This is a genomic window from Fructobacillus apis (genome assembly GCF_023893635.1).
In the GTDB taxonomy this organism is placed as follows: domain Bacteria; phylum Bacillota; class Bacilli; order Lactobacillales; family Lactobacillaceae; genus Fructobacillus; species Fructobacillus apis.
In genome coordinates this window covers 12,534-32,171 of record NZ_JAMWYK010000006.1, presented here as the reverse complement: position 1 = coordinate 32,171, position 19,638 = coordinate 12,534, and the positions used below count along the sequence as shown (strand labels likewise).

Annotated in this window: 8 protein-coding genes; all 8 read right to left on the bottom strand. The window is 52.7% G+C overall.

Annotated elements, in window-relative coordinates:
* Positions 1 to 68 precede the first annotated feature (68 nt).
* The 8 genes from NFX39_RS05195 to NFX39_RS05160 all read right to left on the bottom strand — a co-directional run bounded on the left by NFX39_RS05195 (position 69) and on the right by NFX39_RS05160 (position 19,627).
* The gene (locus NFX39_RS05195; RefSeq protein WP_252443678.1) at positions 69 to 1,520 is read right to left on the bottom strand and encodes an NCS2 family permease; all 1,452 of its coding nucleotides are present in this window, start codon (positions 1,518 to 1,520) and stop codon (positions 69 to 71) included.
* Positions 1,521 to 1,632: 112 nt separating this feature from the next.
* Positions 1,633 to 5,946 carry a PolC-type DNA polymerase III gene (locus tag NFX39_RS05190; RefSeq protein ID WP_252443676.1) on the bottom strand — a complete coding sequence of 1,438 codons (4,314 nt, stop codon included), beginning with the start codon at positions 5,944 to 5,946 and terminating at the stop codon, positions 1,633 to 1,635.
* 66 nt (positions 5,947 to 6,012) lie between these two features.
* Positions 6,013 to 7,728: a proline--tRNA ligase gene (locus NFX39_RS05185; RefSeq protein ID WP_252443674.1), complete on the bottom strand. Its 1,716-nt coding sequence runs from the start codon at positions 7,726 to 7,728 to the stop codon at positions 6,013 to 6,015.
* A gap of 171 nt (positions 7,729 to 7,899) precedes the next feature.
* Positions 7,900 to 9,156, bottom strand: coding sequence for an RIP metalloprotease RseP (gene rseP / locus NFX39_RS05180; protein ID WP_252443672.1), 1,257 nt, complete (start codon positions 9,154 to 9,156; stop codon positions 7,900 to 7,902).
* 100 nt (positions 9,157 to 9,256) lie between these two features.
* Positions 9,257 to 10,060, bottom strand: a complete 804-nt coding sequence (locus tag NFX39_RS05175; RefSeq protein ID WP_252443670.1) for a phosphatidate cytidylyltransferase — start codon at positions 10,058 to 10,060, stop codon at positions 9,257 to 9,259.
* Positions 10,061 to 10,081: 21 nt separating this feature from the next.
* Positions 10,082 to 10,879: an isoprenyl transferase gene (locus NFX39_RS05170; RefSeq protein WP_252443668.1), complete on the bottom strand. Its 798-nt coding sequence runs from the start codon at positions 10,877 to 10,879 to the stop codon at positions 10,082 to 10,084.
* Between the two features lie 160 nt (positions 10,880 to 11,039).
* Positions 11,040 to 12,842: a glutamine--fructose-6-phosphate transaminase (isomerizing) gene (gene glmS, locus NFX39_RS05165; protein ID WP_252443666.1), complete on the bottom strand. Its 1,803-nt coding sequence runs from the start codon at positions 12,840 to 12,842 to the stop codon at positions 11,040 to 11,042.
* A gap of 227 nt (positions 12,843 to 13,069) precedes the next feature.
* The gene (locus tag NFX39_RS05160; RefSeq protein WP_252443664.1) at positions 13,070 to 19,627 is read right to left on the bottom strand and encodes a DUF1542 domain-containing protein; all 6,558 of its coding nucleotides are present in this window, start codon (positions 19,625 to 19,627) and stop codon (positions 13,070 to 13,072) included.
* Positions 19,628 to 19,638: the final 11 nt, after the last annotated feature.

Genomic DNA, 19,638 nt, shown 5'->3' with positions numbered 1-19,638 from the left:
GAAAAGTCGGAAATAAAAAAGCGCCCCAGTATCAGGGCGCTTTTTATAAATGTCATTTAGGACACGGTTTAGATAAAGGCGAGCAAAATGAAGTTGAAAAGGAAGAAGCCAGTCACAATCATCAAGATTGGTGACAGTTCCTTGAACTTTCCTTGGGCGACCTTCACCAAGATGTAGAAGATGAATCCAGCGGCAATTCCGTATGAGATTGAGAATGACAAGCCCATGAAAATTGACGTGAAGAAAGCCGGAATGGCAACGGCCAAATCAGCCCAGTCAATCTTCTTGAACTCACCCATCATCATGATTCCAACCATGATCAAGATAGGAGCCGTCGCAGCTGATGGCACGATGGATACCAATGGAGACAAGACCAACATGGCCAAGAAACCAAGGGAGGTCACAACGTTCGTCAAACCAGTACGTCCACCTGATGCAACACCAGTGGCTGATTCAATCAAAGTCGTCGTGTTTGACGTACCAACAACACCGGCCAACGTCGTCGTAAACGTATCAACGACCAAGGCACGGTCCATCTTTGAGTTAAAGGAGTTATCAGCAACAAAGGCTTCTTGGTCCTTCTTTGAGAAGATACCCGTTTGGTTTCCGATTCCAATCAACGTACCGATGGCATCGAACAAACCAGTAAGTCCCATGGCAAAGACCGTCACAACGGCCAATGATGTCTTGGCCCAAGTTGACCAAAGTGAGCCCATTCCATTTGGACCAAAGGCGGCACCGAAGGCGTTCGTAAAGTCAGCAAAGGCATTTGGCAATGACGTTGCGGCAGACAAGTGCGTGCTTGTCACACCCATTGGAATACCAATCAAGGTCGTAGCAATCAACGTGATCAAGAATGATGCTGGAACCTTCTTGATGACTAAGAAAGTCAAAATCAACAAACCAATTAAAGCCAAGAGAACGGATGATTGTGTGAAGCGTGACAGTTCTGGCGTCACACCAGACGTTGCCATCACGGAAGTGATTCCTTCCTTCACTGCCCCACCTGAGTAAGGCTTGTCGTTCACAGATGCAATTCCAGATCCTGAAACCAGGAAGTTAATAAAGCCGGCGTTCTTCAAACCGATGTAGGTCACAAAGACACCCAAACCACCACCGATGGCAGCCTTTAATTCTTCCGGAATGGCCTTCACAATGGCCTGACGTCCGTGCGTCAACGTAATCACGATGTCCAAGAGACCAACCATGAAGACGATGGCGAGGGCCTGTTGCCACTTAAAGCCAAAGCCGAAGACGATGGTGTAAGTGAAGTAGGCCTGCATCCCGATTCCAGGTGCCAAGGCGAATGGGACGTTGGCGTACAATCCCATGAGCAACGTTCCAAACGTTGCCACGAAGATGGCAGCGATGAAGACGGCGAGTTGTGACATCCCCGCTTCTGACAAAATCTGTGGGTTCAAGAAGAAAATGTAGGCCATTGAGACGAAGGTCGTCAATCCGGCAATCACTTCTTTTTTAACCGTGGTCTGATTTTCCTTTAGTTTGAAAAATTTATCCATAATGCTGGGGCCGAGGCCCCCTCCTTTTAGTTTTTAAGTTTTACTTGCTGGTCGACAATCGACTCTTGTAAAAGTCGGTCACGCTAAAACAGCAAGTCTCTCGTTCCTCTGTTTAGAAGTCAAAGAGCGACAATTGATTTTCATCTGGCAAATCCGAAATCACGGAGTGGAGCGTCAAGAACTCAATAATGGTCTGTGACACCTTACCACGCTTCTTCAGATCTTCCTTTGAGATGAATGGCTTTTCAGCTCGGGCCGCCACAATCTGCTTGGCCACGTTGTCCCCGAGTCCAGGAATAACCGAGAACGGTGGAATCAATGTATTCCCATCGATCACCCACTCGGTAGCTTCTGAACGTTCCAGGTTCACCATTTCAAAGGAGACGCCACGTTCGAGGGCCTCGTTGGCCATTTCCAGAACGGTCAACAAATCTTGGTCCCCCTTCGTGGCATCGTTTCCCAAATCGCGCAACTTGGCGATAGCGACTTTGACAGCTTCCTTACCACGGGCCATGGCAACAATGTCAAAGGTGTTCGCACGAACCGTGAAGTAAGTGGCGTAGTAGGTCGTTGGGAAGTAGACCTTGAAATAGGCGATTCGAAGCGCCATTAAGACGTAGGCCGCCGCGTGGGCACGGGGGAACATGTACTGAATCTTCAAACAGGATTCGATGTACCATTCCGGCACATCGTGTTCCCGCATCAGTTTCTGATAGTCGTCCACGATTCCCTTACCCTTACGAACCTTTTCCATGATGTTAAAGGCATCGTCGGCGGGGAGTCCCCAGTTGATCAAGTCGGTCATGATTTTATCACGGGTTCCGATAACGGTGGCGATGGTGGCCGTCCCGTTTTCAACAAGGTCGTGGGCGTTTCCCAACCACACGTCAGTTCCGTGGGAAAGACCAGAAATCTGAAGCAAGTCGGAATACGTCTTTGGTTGCGTATCTTCCAACATGTTTCGGACGAATCCAGTACCGAATTCAGGCAATCCCAAGGTTCCGGTGTTTGAGTATATCTGGTCGGATGTTACGCCGAGCGGTTCCGTTGAAGTAAAGAGCTTCAAGACCCCAGGGTCGTTTGCCGGAATGGTCGTTGGATCAATCCCGGACAAATCCTTCAGGGTACGAACCATGGTTGGGTCATCGTGACCCAGGATATCCATCTTCAGCAAGTTATCGTGAATGGAGTGGTAATCCATGTGGGTCGTTTGCCAGAGGGCCGTCTGATCATCGGCTGGGTACTGCACCGGCGTAAAGTCGTAAATGTCGTAGTCCCCAGGAACAATCAGGATACCTCCAGGGTGCTGTCCGGTTGTTCGCTTGACGCCGGTCACACCCTGGGCCAAACGTTCAACTTCGGCCCCACGGAACTGCTTGTCGTGATCACGCTCGTACCCCTTCACGTAACCAAAGGCCGTCTTTTCGGCGACCGTGGCAATCGTTCCGGCACGGAACACCTTCTTCACCCCGAACATGACTTTCATGTAATCGTGGGCAATGGCCTGGTAGTCACCAGAGAAGTTCAAATCGATATCGGGCACCTTGGTACCAGAGAATCCCATGAAGGTTTCGAACGGGATGTTGTGCCCATCCCCAATTAGCATCTCCCCTGGATGGTTTGGGTCTTCCTTGTCAGGCAAGTCATACCCTGAACCATACTTCTTTGGGTCGGCTAATTCGAAGTAGTCACCGTGTGCTGACCGGTAGTGCGGTGGCAACGGGTTAACTTCGGTGATTCCAGACATTGTGGCAACGAAGGAGGAACCAACGGAACCACGGGAACCAACCAGGTAGCCGTCCTTGTTGGACTTAGCAACCAGTCGCTGTGAAATCATGTAGTGCGGTGCGAAACCATTACCGATAATGGACTTCAGTTCCTTATCAATTCGGGCTTGGATTGGTTCGGGGATTGGGTCACCGTATGCCTTCTTAGCTGCGGTCAACGTCTTTTCACGAAGCTCATCGCCGGCTTCAGGGATTTGAGGTGGGAAGGAACCAGACTTCAGTGGCACGATGTCTTCCAACATGTCGGCCACCTTGTGGGTGTTGTCGATGACGACTTCCTTCGCCTTTTCTTCTCCCAGGTAGCTGAATTGCTCGAGCAAATCAGCCGTGGTGCGGAAGTGCAAGTGAGGCAGCGCTGTTCGATTCAACGGGTTACCGGGTTGTGAACCAATCAGGATGTCACGGTAGATGTGGTCTTCTGGGTTGGTGTACTTCACGTCCCCTGTGACGACAACGGGCTTACCAACCTCTTCACCAATCTTGACCATCTGGGCCAGGATGTCCTTCAGCTTTTCCGGACCGGCAATCAATTCCGTGTCCAGCATTGGCTGGTAGTTTGGCAGTGGATTGATTTCGATGAAATCGTAGAAATCAGCCTTCTTCTTGGCCTTGTCATACCCCTTTTCAATCAGGGTCACAATCAGGTCACCGCTGGTATCACCAGAACCAATAATCAGCCCTTCGCGGTACTTCTGCAAAACCGAACGTGGAATGCGCGGTACCTTGTTGAAGTAGGTAACATTGGATTCGGAAACCAAGCGGTAGAGGTTCTTCAAACCAGTGGCGTTTTGAACAAGAATGGAGGCGTGGAAGGGCCGGCCGTGACGCCAGGCACCGCCGTCCAACATGTGGTCGTTCAGCTGGTTGATGTTGTCCAAGTCGTATTCCTTCTTGGCTTCCTTCAACAGCTTCCAACCCAAGTGACCAGTGGTCTCGGCATCGTAGATGGCCCGGTGGGCCTGTTCAAGTTCGACACCGAACTTCTTGGCCAAGGTACCGAGTCGGTAGGACTTGAAGTCCGGGTGCAACCAACGGGTCAACGGCAAGGTGTCGATGACGGGTTCTTCGATTGGTCCCTCGTCGTAGCGGGCGTAAGTGGCATTCAAGAAGTCCACATCGAAGGTCACGTTGTGACCAATCAAGACGGATCCCTTGATCCACTCACGGAACTTGTCGATGACGACCTGTTCAGGCTTGGCATCGGCCACCATGGCGTCCGTGATGGACGTCAGGTTGGTCGTGAATTCAGAAAGTGGGAAGCCCGGGTTGATGTACTCGGAATACTTATCAATCACGTTTCCCATCTGCATTTTAACGGCGGAAAGTTCGATGATTCGGTCGGAAACGGCGGACAAACCGGTCGTCTCCAAATCGAATGCGACGTAGGTTAATTCTTTGTCCTGAACTTCTTGGTCACGGGTGTTGTAGGCGATGGGGTCACCGTCTGACACGACGTTGGCTTCCATACCATAGATGATTTTGAGGTCGTTTTTCTTGGCAGCATCAACTGCTTGAGGGTATCCCTGCACGTTTCCAGTGTCCATGACACCGAGTGATTCAGCGCCCCACTTTTTGGCGAGCTTGGCCACTTGACCGAAGTCAGTCACGGCGTCCATGGCCGTCATGTTGGTGTGCGTGTGGAGCTCGATGCGCTTTTCTTCACCTTCGTACGGCTCTTGTCGGTCTTCGTGGTCGATGACCTGCAAGTCGTAGATGTTCAAGACGAGCTCGCGAGCGTAGGTGTCCTCTTGCACATTTCCACGGGCCTTGATCCAGCAACCGGACTTCAGCTGTTCGAAAACGGCTTCGTCTTGGTCGTTGTTCGAGAACTTCTTGGCGGAGATAGAAGAGGAGTAATCCGTAATCTTCAACGTCAGCAACTTCCGCTTTGAACGGAGGACGCGGACTTCGTCGGCGAAGATGTACCCTTCGATGACGACGCGTGATTCTTCCCCGTCGATTTGGTCCAAACGCGTGATTTCAGCGTCGGGATTGATGGCGCGTCCAAGGCGGAGGGCCACCCCTTCCTTGGACTTTTTAGGTGCGGCTTGCTCGGCCCGCTCGATGGCCTGGTTAATGTCGTTTTGCACACTCTGCTGGTGAACACCGTAGTGTTCAAGCAACGCTTCCGCCTGCTTGTCATCGACCGTGGCCTCAAAAGTCAGCCCCGACAGCCCCAACGTTTCATACACCCCCGCAAGCTCCGTGAGCACCGCAGGCGTCAACGCCTCGGCAAGAGATGTCGCGGCTGTGGCAATCGTTACTTTGCTACGACCGTCCAGCGACAGAGCGGACGACGATGCCAACTGCTGAGTAAGTGCATAGTTTAAAGAGGTCTTGCTTAACGCAAAATGAAAGTATTCGCGTACGTCCTCTTCACTGAAACCACCCTTTTCGGGTTGAATGGTGAGGTAAACGTCGTTTAGCTGTTGGAAGTTTTGCTTAATCCCACGGTAGAAAGCCAGGTAGGCGTTGAAGGGCAAAACCGAATCCATGCCAAGGATAAAGCGCCAGGTTTTCTCCTTGGGGTCAACGACAACGTAGGATAGAAAAGCGTCTTTAAAGGCGGGTTTAAAGTCTTCGGGCAGCTTGGCCTGCTCCATTAATTTTTCAAGTTGTTCTTTACGACTTAAGGCCATTGATCATCCTTCATTACTAAGCACAAAAAAGTCGACTGGTTGCTGTCGACTTTTTAAGTTGAAACATTACTTTGAGAGCCACTTTGGCAAAGCGGCAACGGCTTCGGCAATCGTCATTTCGAAGCTTTCGCCCGTTTCGCGGACAGAAACTTCAACGATGCCTTCGGAAGCCTTCTTACCAACCGTGATACGGACAGGCAAACCAATCAATTCGGCGTCGGCGAACTTCACCCCGGCGCGTTCCTTGCGGTCGTCAACCAGGCTGTCAAAGCCGGCGGCCTTCACAGTGGCTTCCAAGTCAGCGGCAAGCGCTGCTTGGTCTTCGTCCTTCAAGTTGATTGGGACGATGTGCACGTCAAACGGTGCGATGGCTGCTGGCCAAACCAATCCCTTGTCATCGGCCTTTTGTTCCGTGATGGCGGAAAGCAAACGGGAGATTCCGATTCCGTAACATCCCATGATCATGTCAACGTTACGACCGTTTTGGTCAAGCACTTGGGCACCCAAGGCCTTTGAGTACTTCGTACCCAACTTGAAGATGTGGGCGATTTCAATTCCCTTGGTAAAGGCTAACTTACCCTTTCCATCAACGGCGAGTTCGCCTTCCTTTGCCGTACGGAAGTCACCGATTTGTTCATCTTCCAAGGCCACGTCGCGACCCCAGTTGATGTTTTGGAAGTGCTTGCCGTCTTCGTTTGCACCGGCCGTGAAGTTCACGAGGTCAGCGGCGCGTTCGTCAACCAAGAGTTTGACGTCTTCTGGCAAGTTTACGGGACCAAGTGAGCCGAAGCCGGCACCCAACTTTTCCTTCACAACGGCTTCGTCGGCCATGTCCACTTCTGGCAAGCCAAGGGCGTTTTGGACTTTGACAAGGTTCACTTCGAAGTCACCAGTCGTGACAACGGCGGCGAGTTCCCCTTCGGGACCAGTAACCACAACCGTCTTTACGAGTGATGAAGCGGGTACATCCAACAGTTCAGACAATTCTTCAATCGTCTTGGTGTGTGGCGTGTCCAAAGTCGTCATGGTGTCTTGTTCTTCGTTTGAACGATCAACGCGTTCGTAGAAGTCCTTGGCCATTTCCAAGTTAGCGGCGTAGTCGGATTCTTCCGTGTAGACGATCGTGTCTTCTCCGGCAGCGGCTGGCGCTGAGAATTCCTTGGATGATGAACCACCCATGGCACCGGCGTCACCGTCGATGATGCGGTAGTCCAAGCCAACGCGGTTGAAGATGTTCACGTAGGCCTGTTCCATCTGGTTGAAGATGGTGTCCAAACCTTCGTAGTCGGCCGTAAATGAGTAGGCGTCTTGCATCAAGAATTCACGTGTGCGGAGCAAACCGAAACGGGGACGTCCTTCGTCACGGAACTTTGATTGGATTTGGTAAACCAAGAGTGGCAACTTCTTGTAGGACTTGATGTCGCCTCCGAGCAATTCCGTGAACGTTTCTTCGTGGGTTGGGCCCAGGATGAAGTCGCGGTCTTGACGGTTCTTGAACTTATACAAATCTTGTCCGTATGTCTGGTAACGGCCAGACTTTTGCCAGAGTTCGGCCGGCAAGATTTCTGGCACCAACATTTCGTTGGCGTTCACAGCTTCCATTTCCTCACGGACAATGGCTTCGATTTTGTTTAACACGCGCTTTGCCAAAGGCAAGTAGGCGAAGGCTCCGGCGGATACCGGACGGATGTAACCGGCCTTCAATAAGAGTTGGTGGGACTTCACTTCGGCGTCTGCTGGCACCTCACGCAAAGTTGGCATCAAGAGCTGTGATTGTTTCATAACATCCTTCTTTCTAATTTTAGTTATGTACGGGGCAAATGCCCCTTTTTTGTTTATTATATCTGTAAAAGTCAGGCCCGACCCCCGCTTTTCAGCCGAGCCGTCCGATGCAAATCACCGGATGCGATCCCGAAACGTATTCGGACCGCCAATGACAATCACCCGCGCCACCTAGAACTGAATCAAGTCCTTGGCAGTAACGAGCACCATCAAGATGACGAGTAGCGCTGTTCCGGCCCACATCAAGCCGTTCGTCAAAACCATTGGGAATGGCCGGCGGAAGATGCTTTCGTAGAGGTCCAAGAAGACCTTTCCCCCATCGAGTGGTGGGATTGGCAGCAGGTTCAGCAAACCGAGGTTAACGGAGAGCATGCCGAGCAAAGCCAACACGGTCAAGAAGCCTTGGTTCGAGGCAGTTGACGTGGCCTTGGCCAGCATGACCGGTCCACCCAACTTATTCAAATTGAAGCTTGAGGTGAACAAATCAACGATACCGTGCCCAACCTGGGTGAACCAGGAAGAGGCCATCGCCCAGCCGAAACCTAGGCGCGCGCCGAAATTCGTTTCCCCTCGGGCTACGATACCGACCTTGGCAACCTTCTTGCCAGAAACCTCGACGGCTTCTGGACGAAGCGTCGTGTGTTGGACCTTACCGTTGCGTTCGTAGGTCACCGGCAAATCCTTGTCGGCCTGGCCGGCTAATTCAGCGGCTAAGCCCGTAAAGGTCGATACCTTGTGGCCGTTCACATTGGTAATGCGGTCGTTCACCTTCAAGCCGGCCTTAGCAGCTGGCTGTTCCTTTACGACTTGTCCCAGGACCGGTTGGTCGACGGAAACCTGTTGCAAGGAGAAGGCCAACCCGAAGGCGGCGATGAAGGCCAAAACGAAGTTCATGAAGGGACCGGCCAAATTGATGGCCAGGCGCTTCAACGGCTTGGCGGATTCAATCCAAGTACTGCGTGGCGCCACGCGGTTTGGTTGGCCGTCTTCTAAGATGATGACGGCGAGAGATGACACAGCCAACGTTTCAAGCTCTTCCGAGCCATCGCGGTAGCCGCGTACTTCCATGTCGTCGACTAAGTCCGCTGAATCAACGGTGAAGAGAAAACCGGCTTCTTCTTGTTCGACACGAGTGTCTAAAGAAGTAACCAAGCCATCTTCATCCTGCTTCAGATAGACACGTTGTCCCGCTTCCAATTCATCGTGGTCGTCTTCTGAAGCCATGCGAACGTAACCACCGACCGGCAGCACGCGAATGGTGTAGGCCGTGTGGTTCTGGTACCAAGAAAAGAGCTTGGGCCCCATTCCAATGGCGAATTCACGAACAAGCACACCGGTCTTTTTAGCGACGATGAAGTGCCCGAATTCGTGAAAGGCCACCAGAAGGCCGAAGACGATTAGAAATGAAATGATGGCGGTCAATGACATGGCGCCCTCCTATCAAGTAATGCTGTGGAAAAGACTAATTCCGTGGACAAGGATAGAAAAAGCACTGACTTATCCCCGGAAATTGGATAAATTCCCCGGTTTATTGGAGCATGCCGAGGATGGATAGCAATGGCATCACGATCAACATGGAGTCGAAGCGATCCAAGATACCACCGTGTCCAGGCAAGATGTTTCCGGAATCCTTCACACCGAAGTGACGCTTGAAGGAAGATTCAACCAAGTCACCCAATTGACCACCAATTGACAGTACGATGACGGCAATCAAGATTTCCAAAACCGGCTTGTTTAACCAACCCGTGTAGGCGTACAAAGCCGTCATGAAGACAACGGCGATGGCGGAACCACCGATGGAACCTTCCCAGGTCTTATTTGGTGAAATGCTTGGGGCCAACTTCGTCTTACCGAAGGCGCGTCCGCAGAAGTAGGCGAAAGAATCCGTGATCCAAACCGTCAACATTCCGAAGAACAAGATGGGTAAGCCCTTCTGGTCGGCCAAGTAGAAGTAGTGGAAACCAGTTCCAATGTAGACCATGGACAAGAAGAGCACGCCGGCGTCGTTGATGTTAAAGGACTTCTTTGACAAAACCGTGCGCAAAAGGAACAAGAAGGCAATGATGCCGACGATGCTTTGAGAAGAAATCGTCATTGGCCAGTTGTCCGTCGCCCAGATCCAGAAGTTGTTAGGAACGATCAAAGCAACAACACCCAACAAAGAGATGAAGGCTTCAAAGGAAACCAAGAGCGTCTTGGTCATGCGGAGCATTTCACCCATGGCTACCCAACCAAGAACAATGGTCAACATCAGCAAGGGCAACTTACCGATAATCAACAGGGGAACAAAAACTAACAGAGCCACGATGGCCGTGATAATGCGAGTTTGCATCAGATAATTCTCACTTTCAAATTAAGCTTTTACTTTACCGAAACGACGGTCGCGTTTCGTGTAGGCCGTGATGGCCTGGTTGAAGTCTGCTTGACCGAAGTCAGGCCAGAGCACCTTCGTGAAGTAGAACTCAGAATAGGCAGCCTGATATGGCAGGAAGTTCGAGAGTCGTTCTTCACCGGAAGTACGCACAATCAAGTCCGGATTGGCGAGCTCGCCCAAGAAACCGGTCGTCAAACGGGCCGCAATGGCATCCTTGTTGATGTCGTCGGCTGAGAGCTTGCCAGCCGCCACCTCTTCGGCTAAGGTCTTGGCAGCCGAAACGATTTCGTCTTGCCCACCGTAGTTCAAAGCAAAGTTCAACACCAAACCAGTGTTGTTCTTCGTGGCTTCCTTGGCATCCAAGACGGCCTTCTTCGTGCTATCAGGCAGCTTCTCGATGTCCCCGATGGTTTCGACCTTCACGTTTTGTTCCTGCAATTCAGGGACAAAGGTATCGAAGAAAGTCACGGGCAACTTCATCAAGAACTTCACCTCGTCAGTCGGACGGGACCAGTTTTCGGTTGAGAAGGCGTAAACCGTGAGCACTTGCACGCCGGCCGCGTTGGCCAGCTTGGTGACGCGTTTCACCGTTTCCATCCCCTCTTTGTGGCCCGCCACACGTGGCAAGTGACGCTTTTGAGCCCAGCGTCCGTTTCCATCCATGATGATGGCCAAGTGCTTTGGGATTTTGTAGTTTCCGTCGGTCAAATCAAGACCGGTTAAATCGTTGTTTTCTGTTCGACCCTTTTGGCCAAACAAGTCCTTGATAAAAGACATGGCAACACCCCTAAAAATGTAAAATACTCTTCATTAGTTTACCAGAATTAGACCCGGTAAACAAAAAAAGCCGGCGAACTTTCACCGACTTTTTAAAAGGTATGAAACAGCCTCTAAAAAGCTGAAAAACACCAACTTATTTTAATTTATTGAACCGTTACTATTGAACCGTTACGGACTTGGCCAAGTTACGGGGACGGTCAACGTCCAAGCCGCGGGCCAAGGTTGCGTAGTAGGCAACCAACTGCGTTGGAATAACGGCGAGCAAAGGCATCAACAGTTCGTTGACTTCAGGCAAGACGAAAGCGTCCCCTTCCTTTGCGACACCCTTTGAGGCAAAGACAATCGTCTTGGCACCTCGGGCAGCAACCTGAGCCACTTCACCACGGAGCAAGCCGGCCGTCTTCTTTTGCGTAAGCAGGGCGAAGACCGGCGTCTTGTCTTCAATCAAGGAAATCGTTCCGTGCTTCAATTCACCGGCGGCGAATCCTTCGGTTTGGATGTAAGAGATTTCCTTCAACTTCAAAGCCGCTTCAAGGGCAACCGCAGCGTCCAAACCACGACCGATGTAGAAGGCGGAGTGTTGGTCAGCCAAGGCGTCTTCCGCAATGGCCTTGAACTTTTCCTTGTCATCCGTGATGGCTTGAATTTCCACGGCAACCTTGGCCAATTCGGCCTTGAGGTCGAAGCCTGGGTTACCAAGTGAAGAAGCCAAGATGGCTTGCACGATGACCTGAGCCGTGTAGGCCTTCGTTGAGGCAACGGCGATTTCAGGACCGGCCAAAAGTGGCAAGGCGAAGTCCGCTTCACGGGTCAACGTGGAGTTCATGACATTGGCCAAAGTCAAGGCTGGGTAGCCCTGCTTCTTAACGTTGTCCAAGACTTCGCGTGAGTCGGCCGTTTCACCTGACTGTGACAAGAAGATGAAGAACGGCTTTTCTGAAAGCATTGGTTGGTCGTAGGCGAATTCGGAAGAAATGTGCACTTCCGTTGGAATCTTAGCCCACTGTTCGAAGTAACGCTTTCCAACCAAACCGGCGTGGTAGGACGTACCAGCGGCCACGATGTAGAGGCGGTCGGCTTCCTTCATCTTGTCGGTGATGGCGCAGCCAATTCCCTGCAAGTTGCCGTCTTCGTCGTAGTAGTGACCGGCGATGTTACGGGCAACGACGGCTTGTTCGTCGACTTCCTTCAACATGTAGTAAGGGTAAGCACCCTTGTCCGTGTCTTCGGGGTCGATTTCAAGCGTGAATGGTTCGCGAACAATGTCATCCCCGTTTTCATCAAAAATCGTCAATGAATCAGGCTTTACAATGGCCACATCACCGTCACGGAGTTCAACGAAGTCCTTCGTCAAGTCGATCATGGCAGCGGCGTCGGAAGTGACGGCGTAACCGTGGTCGGAAACACCGATCAAGAGTGGCGACTTTTTCTTTGCGACGTACAACGTTTCGGGGTCGTTTTCGTCCACCAAAAGGAATCCGTAGGCGGAGTTTCCTTCAAGCATGGAAATCATCTTGCGGAAGGCGTCGACCGTGGCCATGCCTTCTTCGGCGAAATGGTTCACCAATTGAACGGCAACTTCCGTGTCCGTTTCGGAAACGAAGTCAACGTTGGACAAGTAGGTGTCCTTCAGTTCCTTGTAGTTTTCGATAACACCGTTGTGAACGAGGAAGAAACGGTTGTTTGCGGACTTTTGAGGGTGCGCGTTTTCAACCGTCACGTTTCCGTGCGTTGCCCAGCGGGTGTGGGCGATTCCGGCCGTCCCGTTGAAACCGTATGCTTCGGCCTTTTCGGCGAGCTTTGAGACACGCCCTTTTTCCTTAATGAGTTCGTTCTTGCCGGAGGCGTCCGTCAAGAAAACACCGGCGGAGTCGTAGCCGCGGTATTCAAGCTTTTGAAGTCCTTGCAAAAGGTATGGGAGGGCGTCTCCGACGCCGGTAACTCCAACAATTCCACACATATAAGTAACTCTTTCCAACCTTTAATTGGTTTGTAAATAATTATTTTTAACAATACCTATTGTAGCAACCATCCAAAGGCAATAACAAGACCGATTTACGGATTGGTATAGACTCTTCTTTGACAATTGTGACAAGGATTCGGAAACTGGTATAAAAACGCAAAAAAGACCCCAACAAATGAGTTGGGGTCTTTTTTATGCTCAAAACGACAGGCCGTTAAACGGTATTACTGATCGTTTTTCTTCTTGAGTCCGAGGAACAATCCGAGTGAGAGCATCATGGCAGCAATGAGACCGCCTTCGGCAAACTTCTCGGCACGCGTACCAGTATTTGGCAAGACGCTTGTCTTTGAAGCGTTGTTTGCTTCAGCTTCAGCAGCGTTCGTTGCGTTAGCAGGCTTTTCGTACTTCGTTGCTTCTTCCACGTCCTTTGCGAAGTGTGAGCTTTCGTCGATGAGTCCTTGGATTTCGTCCAGGCTGTTGGCCTTTTCGACGTTGTCCTTGGCAGTGGCGGCAGCTGCGTCAACCGCAGCCTTACGCTTTGCCTTTTCTTCAGGACTCATGTCCGGGTTATTATCAATGATCTTCTTAGCAGCGTCTGCGGCTGCGTCGATTCCGGCTTGAGCAGCCTTCTTCTTGTCATCGACGTTTTGAATCGTGCCGTTTTGTGCGTCCACGATTCGCTTAGCGTAATCAGAGTCGAGGCTTGCAGCAGCGTCAACTTCAGGCTTGTTCGTTGCTTCGTCGATGGCGTTGTACGCCGCGGCAGCAGCGTTCTTAATCGCTGCCTTCTGAGCAGCCTTCGCGTTGTCACCCAAGTCCGGATCGGCATCGATGCCGGCCTTCGCAGCCTTAGCGGCTTCGTCGATGGCGGCGTATGCGTTCTTCTGGGCGTCAGCCATGTCGTTAACGGCCGCAGCACCGTCTTGTCCCGCCTTCGTTGCGCCGTCGACCGTTGATTGTGCGTCAACGTTCGCCTTTGCTTTCTCAGCAACGGCGTCGATTCCGGCCTTCTGAGCAGCCTTGGCAGTCTCATCCAAGTCGCCGTTGGCATCGATGGCTGCCTTGGCAGCGTTAGCCGCGTCGTCGATGGCTGCGTAAGCGGCCTTCTTTGCACCAGCTAAGTTAGCGATGGCATCAGCACCGTCTTGGGCTGCCTTATCGATGGCTGGCTTATCGCCCGCCTTATCGACGTTGTTCTTGGCAGCCTTAGCGGCTTCCTTCACGGCGTTTTCCTGTGCCGTCTTGGCAGGGTCAACCGTCTTTGCGGCGTCTTGGATGGCCTGCTTTTGAGCCGTCTTGGCAGGGTCAAGCGTTCCGGCGTTGTCGATGGCTGCTTCCGCATCCTTTGCCGCCTGGTCAATCTTGTCGTAGGCGTCCTTCTTTTGGTTGTTCAAACCGTTAATGATATCAACACCGTCCTGTTGAGCCTTGTTGATTTCAGCTTGGTTCGTTCCCTTATCAATGTTTTTCTTTGCCAAGTCAGCGGCGTCATCGATGGCCTTCTTCTGGGCAGCCTTTTGACCGCCGTCCAAGTTGGTGTTGTTGTCGATTTCAGCCTTGGCCTTGTTGGCAGCGTCGTCGATGGCAGCGTAAGCGGCCTTCTTAGCACCGGCCAAGTTGTTGATGTTGTTTGCGCCAGCTTGGGCAGCAGCTTCAACTTCAGGCTTGGTCGTTGCCTTGTCAACGTCGTTGTACGCTGCGGCAGCAGCGTTTGTCACAGCGGCCTTTTGAGCAGCCTTTGCACCTTCTGACAAATCAGCGTTGTCGATGGCTGCTTCCGCGTTCTTCGCCGCTTCATCAATCGTCTTGTAACCATCAATCTTAGCCTGGTTCAACTGGTCGATCGTGTCAGCCCCTGCGTGTCCCGCCTGGGTCGCATCAGCAACCGTAGTCGTCTTGTCGACCTTCGTCTTTTCAGCGTCAGCGGCCGTCTTCAAGGCGTCCTTCTGATTCTTCTTCGCCGTGTCGTCTAATTGATCGTTTTGGTCGATGCTTGTTTCAGCCTTTTCAACCGCTGCGTCGATTTCGGCGTAGGCGTTTGCCTTCGCGTCATTCAAGCCGTTGATGTTGTTAACACCAGCTTCTTGCGCTTCCTTAATCGTATCCGGCTTCTTTGCCTTTTGAACATCAGCACGAGCTGCGTCGGCTGCACCGTCAATGGCTGCCTTCTGGTCGCGCTTTTGATCATCCGTCAACTTGTCGTTGGCGTCGATTTCAGCCTTCGCCTTGTTAGCGGCTTCGTCGATGGCGGCGTAAGCGTCCTGCTTAGCACCCGTCAACGCGTTGATAGCATCGATTCCGTCTGCGGCTGCGGCGTCGGCTTCAGGTACCGTGGCTGCTTTGTCCACGTTGTCCTTGGCTTCCTTGGCTGCTTCTTGAACAGCTGTCTTCTGTTCGCGCTTCTGATCATCAGTAAACTTCGTGTTGTTATCAATGAGACTGTTGGCGTCGGCCACGGCTGCGTCAATCTTGCCGTAGTCCGCGTCCTTGGCCTTGTTCAAACCGTTGATGTTGTCAACGCCGGCCTTTTGGGCAGCGGCGATCGTTTCGGCATCAGGCGCCTTATCGATATCGTTCTTGGCGTTCTTGGCCGCCGCGTCAACGGCTGCCTTCTGCGCCTTCTTTTGTGGATCATCGAGCTTCGTGTTGTTGTCGATTTCAGCCTTGGCCTTGTTGGCGGCTTCGTCGATGGCGGCGTAGGCATCCTTCTTCAAGCCGGCCAAATTGTCGATGGCTGCGGCACCCTTGGCTGCTGCGGCGTCAACGTCCGGCTTGTTTTCAGCCTTGTCGACGTCCTTCTTGGCAGCCTTGGCGGCTTCCTTCACGGCAGCCTTCTGAGCGGCCTTTTGACCGTCGTCCAAGGCGCTGTTACCGTCGATAGCTGCTTCGGCACGTCCAGCGGCAGCGTCGATTGTAGCGTAACCGTCGGCCTTGGCCTGGTTCAAGCCGTTGATGGTGTCGACGCCGTTATTCTTGGCTTCGTCGATATCAGCCGTGTTCGTGGCGTTATCGATGTTCTTCGTTGCTGTCTTGGCTGCGCCGTCAACGGCTGCCTTTTGGGCAGCCTTCTGGTCGCCATCCAACTGCGTGTTGGCGTCGATGGCAGCCTTAGCAGCGTCCGCCGCTTGCTTGATGGCCGCGTAAGCGTCTTGCTTGTTTTTCGCAAGGTTGTTCAGGTTAGCCAAACCAGCGTCGGTAGCGTCATCAACTTCAGGCTTGTTTACGGCCTGGTCGATGGCTGTCTTGGCTGCGTCAGCGGCGTTCTTCACGGCGTCCGTTTGAGCCTTCTTCGCATCCCCGTCCAAGTCCGATGCAGCAATGGCGTCCGTTGCGTTCTTCGCTGCTTCGTTGATCTTGTCGTAGGCGGCGTTCTTTTCGCCGTTCAAATTCTTAATGTTGTCCACACCAGCATTCGTGGCGTCGTCGATGGCTGCCTTGTTGGCCGCCTTGTCGATGTCAGCCTTGGCGTTGTTGGCCGCGTTATCGATGGCCTTTGCCTGGGCTTCCTTTTCACCGGCTTCCAACTTGCCGTTGTTAGCGATTTCAGCCTTGGCGTCCTTCGCCGCTTGGTCGATGGCCGCGTACGCGTCCTTCTTCAAAGCAGCCAAACCGTTAATGCCGTCGATTCCAGCGTTAGCGGCCGCGTCGATTTCAGCCTTGTTGTGGGCCTTGTCGACGTTGTCCTTGGCGGCCTTAGCGGCGTCTTGGATGGCCTTCTTCTGAGCCGTCTTAGCAGGATCAACCGTACCAGCGTCGTCGATGGCTTGTTCGGCCTTCTTCGCTGCTTCGTCAATCTTGTCGTAGGCGTCCTTCTTCTGGTCGTTCAAGCCGTTAATCGTGTCCACGCCATCCTGCGATGCCTTGTCCACGTCCTGCTTGTTTTGCGCCTTGTCGACGTTATCCGTTGCCGTCTTCGCTGCTTCGTCAACGGCCGTCTTTTGAGCAGCCTTCTGGCCGCCGTCTAAGTCGTTGTTGTTTTCGATGGCAGCCTTAGCAGCGTCGGCCGCTTGCTTAATGGCAGCGTAGGCGTCCTTCTTGTTTTGAGCCAAGTCGTTGATGCCAGCGATGCCAGCGTTGGCCGCAGCATCGATGGCCGGCTTGTCTTCCGCCTTGTCGACGTTGTCCGTGGCTGTCTTAGCAGCGCCGTCAATGGCGGCTACCTGAGCCTTCTTCTGACCGTCGTCGAGGTCTTCGTTGTTGTTAATCTGAGCCTTTGCAGCGTCTGCGGCCTGCTTGATTTGGTCGTAGGCGTCTTGCTTCTGGCCGTTCAAGTTGTTGATCGTTTCAACGCCGGTATTCTTAGCGGCATCCACATCAGCTGTGTTTTCAGCCTTGTCGATGTTACCCATGGCCGTCTTAGCGGCACCGTCAACGGCAGCCTTCTGGTTAGCCTTCTGGCCACCGTCCAAGGCGCTGTTTCCGTCGATCGCGTTCTTAGCAGCATCAGCCGCTTGCTTGATGGCTTCGTAGGCGTTCTTCTTGTTATCCGTCAAAGCACTCAAGTTATCGAAGCCAGCTTGGCCGGCCTTTTCGATGTCAGGCTTGTTTTCGGCCTTGTCGACGTTGTTTTTAGCCGTCTTAGCGGCTGCATCAACGGCGTCTTCTTGCTTCTTTGCTTGGTCAGGCGTCAAGTCACCGTTTGCCTCAAGGGCAGCGATGGCGTTCTTGGCGTCCTTGGCAGCGCCGTCGATCTTATCATAGGCGGCGTCCTTTTGACCGTTCAAACCGTTAATGGTGTCAACACCATTAGTCTGGGCCTGGTTGATGCCAGCGGCGTCGCTTGCGCGGTCGATGTTTCCCTTGGCCGTGTTGGCGGCGTTTTCAACGGCCTGCTTCTGAGCGGCCTTTTGACCGTCGTCCAACTTAGCGTTTGAATCGATGCCGTCTTCCGCTTCCTTCTTGGCCTTGTCGATGGCGTCGTAAGCGGCCTTCTTGGCAGCTGCTAAGCCTTGGATGTTGTCAAAGCCAGTCTGGGCAGCTGCTTCAACGTCAGGCTTGTTTTCAGCCTTGTCGACGTTGTTCTTAGCAGCCTTAGCGGCATCATCAACGGCCTTTTCCTGGTCGGCCTTCGCAGCGTCAACCGTTCCAGCATCCGCGATAGCCTGCTTGGCAGCGCTCGCAGCGCCGTCAATCTTGTCGTAGGCACTAGTCTTCGCTGGAGCCAATTCGTTGATGGTGTTCACACCGTTCGTCTTGGCAGCATCAATGCCAGCCGTGTCAGCTGCGTTGTTAATGTTGTTCTTAGCCGTCTTGGCAGCGCCGTCGATGGCAGCTTCTTGGTTGGCCTTTTCAGTGTCACCCAATTGGCTGTTGTCTGAAACGGCCTGCTTAGCCTTTGCAACCGCTTCGTCGATGGCGGCGTAGGCGTTCTTTTGAGCCGCAGCCAAATCGTCGACCGCTTGCTTACCAGTCGTTCCGGCTTGCGTGGCGTCGGCATCCGTTGGCTTGACATCAACCTTGGCCTTTTCAGCCTTAGCCAATTCGTCAATCGCCTTCGTTTGAGCGGCCTTTTCGCCGTCGCTCAACTTGTCGTTGCCGTTAATGTCAGCATCGGCCGTCTTTTGTGCTTGGTCGATCGCTGCCTTGGCGTTTTGCTTCGCATCAAATAAGCCGTCGATATTTTCTACGTGGCTGGCCGTCTTTTGCTTCAATTCCTTGCTGTTCTTAGCAGCATCAATGTCCTTGTAGGCCTTGGCCTTTGCGTCTTGAACCGCTTGCTTTTGAGCAGCTGCTTCGTTCGTGTCCAACTTGTTTTCGGCGACCGCTTCGTCGATCTGGTTGTTGGCGCGCGCAACGGCTGCGTCAATTTCCTGCTTGGCAGCGTCTTGCTTTGGCTTCAAGTTACCGGCCTGGTAAGCGTCGTTAATGGCTTTTGGACCGTTGTTCAACACGTCGTTGATGGCGTCAGCAGTGGCGTTTGAACCATCAGCTGGCGTCAACTTAGCCTTAGCTGTGTCGAAGGCAGATTGGGCTTTTTCGTACTGGGCCGTCTTTTCGTCGTTTGAAAGGGCGTCGTCGTCGCGGATGTTGGCATCCGTTTCGTTCTTGGCGTTTTCAATGGCGGTGAGGGCTTCTGCCTTGGCCTTGTCGAGGTCCATTTGACCCGTCTTGGCGGCGTCTTCCAACGCCTTCGTCAATTCGTCACGCTTTGAAACGATAGCGTCGGCCGTCTTTTCGGAATCGATTTCCTTCAAGCGTTGGTCGATGATTGTTTCAACGGCGGCCTTGTTCAAAGCCTTTTGTGCGTCCGTCAAAGTCGAGTCCGCATCAATCTGGTTGTTGGCGTCTTGAGCCAATTCCTTGGCCTTTGCAGAAACAGCGGCCTTAGCGGCTGCCTTCTGAGAAGCCAAGTCTTCGCCAGACGTCGTGAAGGCGTCGAAGAAGCTTGGTGCCTTGTCGATGCGGTTCTGCAAGTCCTGGGCGTCCGTCAACGCGTCAATGCCGTTGTTTTCAACGCCGTAGGCCGCTTCAATCTGGCGGACCTTTTCTTCCCTTTCAGATCTCGTAAGCGTTGGGTCGTTGTTGACTTTGTCTTCAGCCGTGTTCTTAGCTGCTTCCAACTTTTGCTTGTATTCGGCCTTCAAGGCGTCCAAACGGCCAGTGTTTGGCTTGTGGGCGTCGTTCATGGCCTTTTCGGCATCTGACAAATCCTTTACAACGTCACGGGCGTTATCCGCCTTGTCCAACTTATCGATGGCGTCGTTGTAGGCCTTGTCTGCGTCAGCGGCTTCACGACGTTCGTTCAAGGTCTTTTGAGGCGTTTGATCACGCAGACGTTCCATCTTGGCACGGT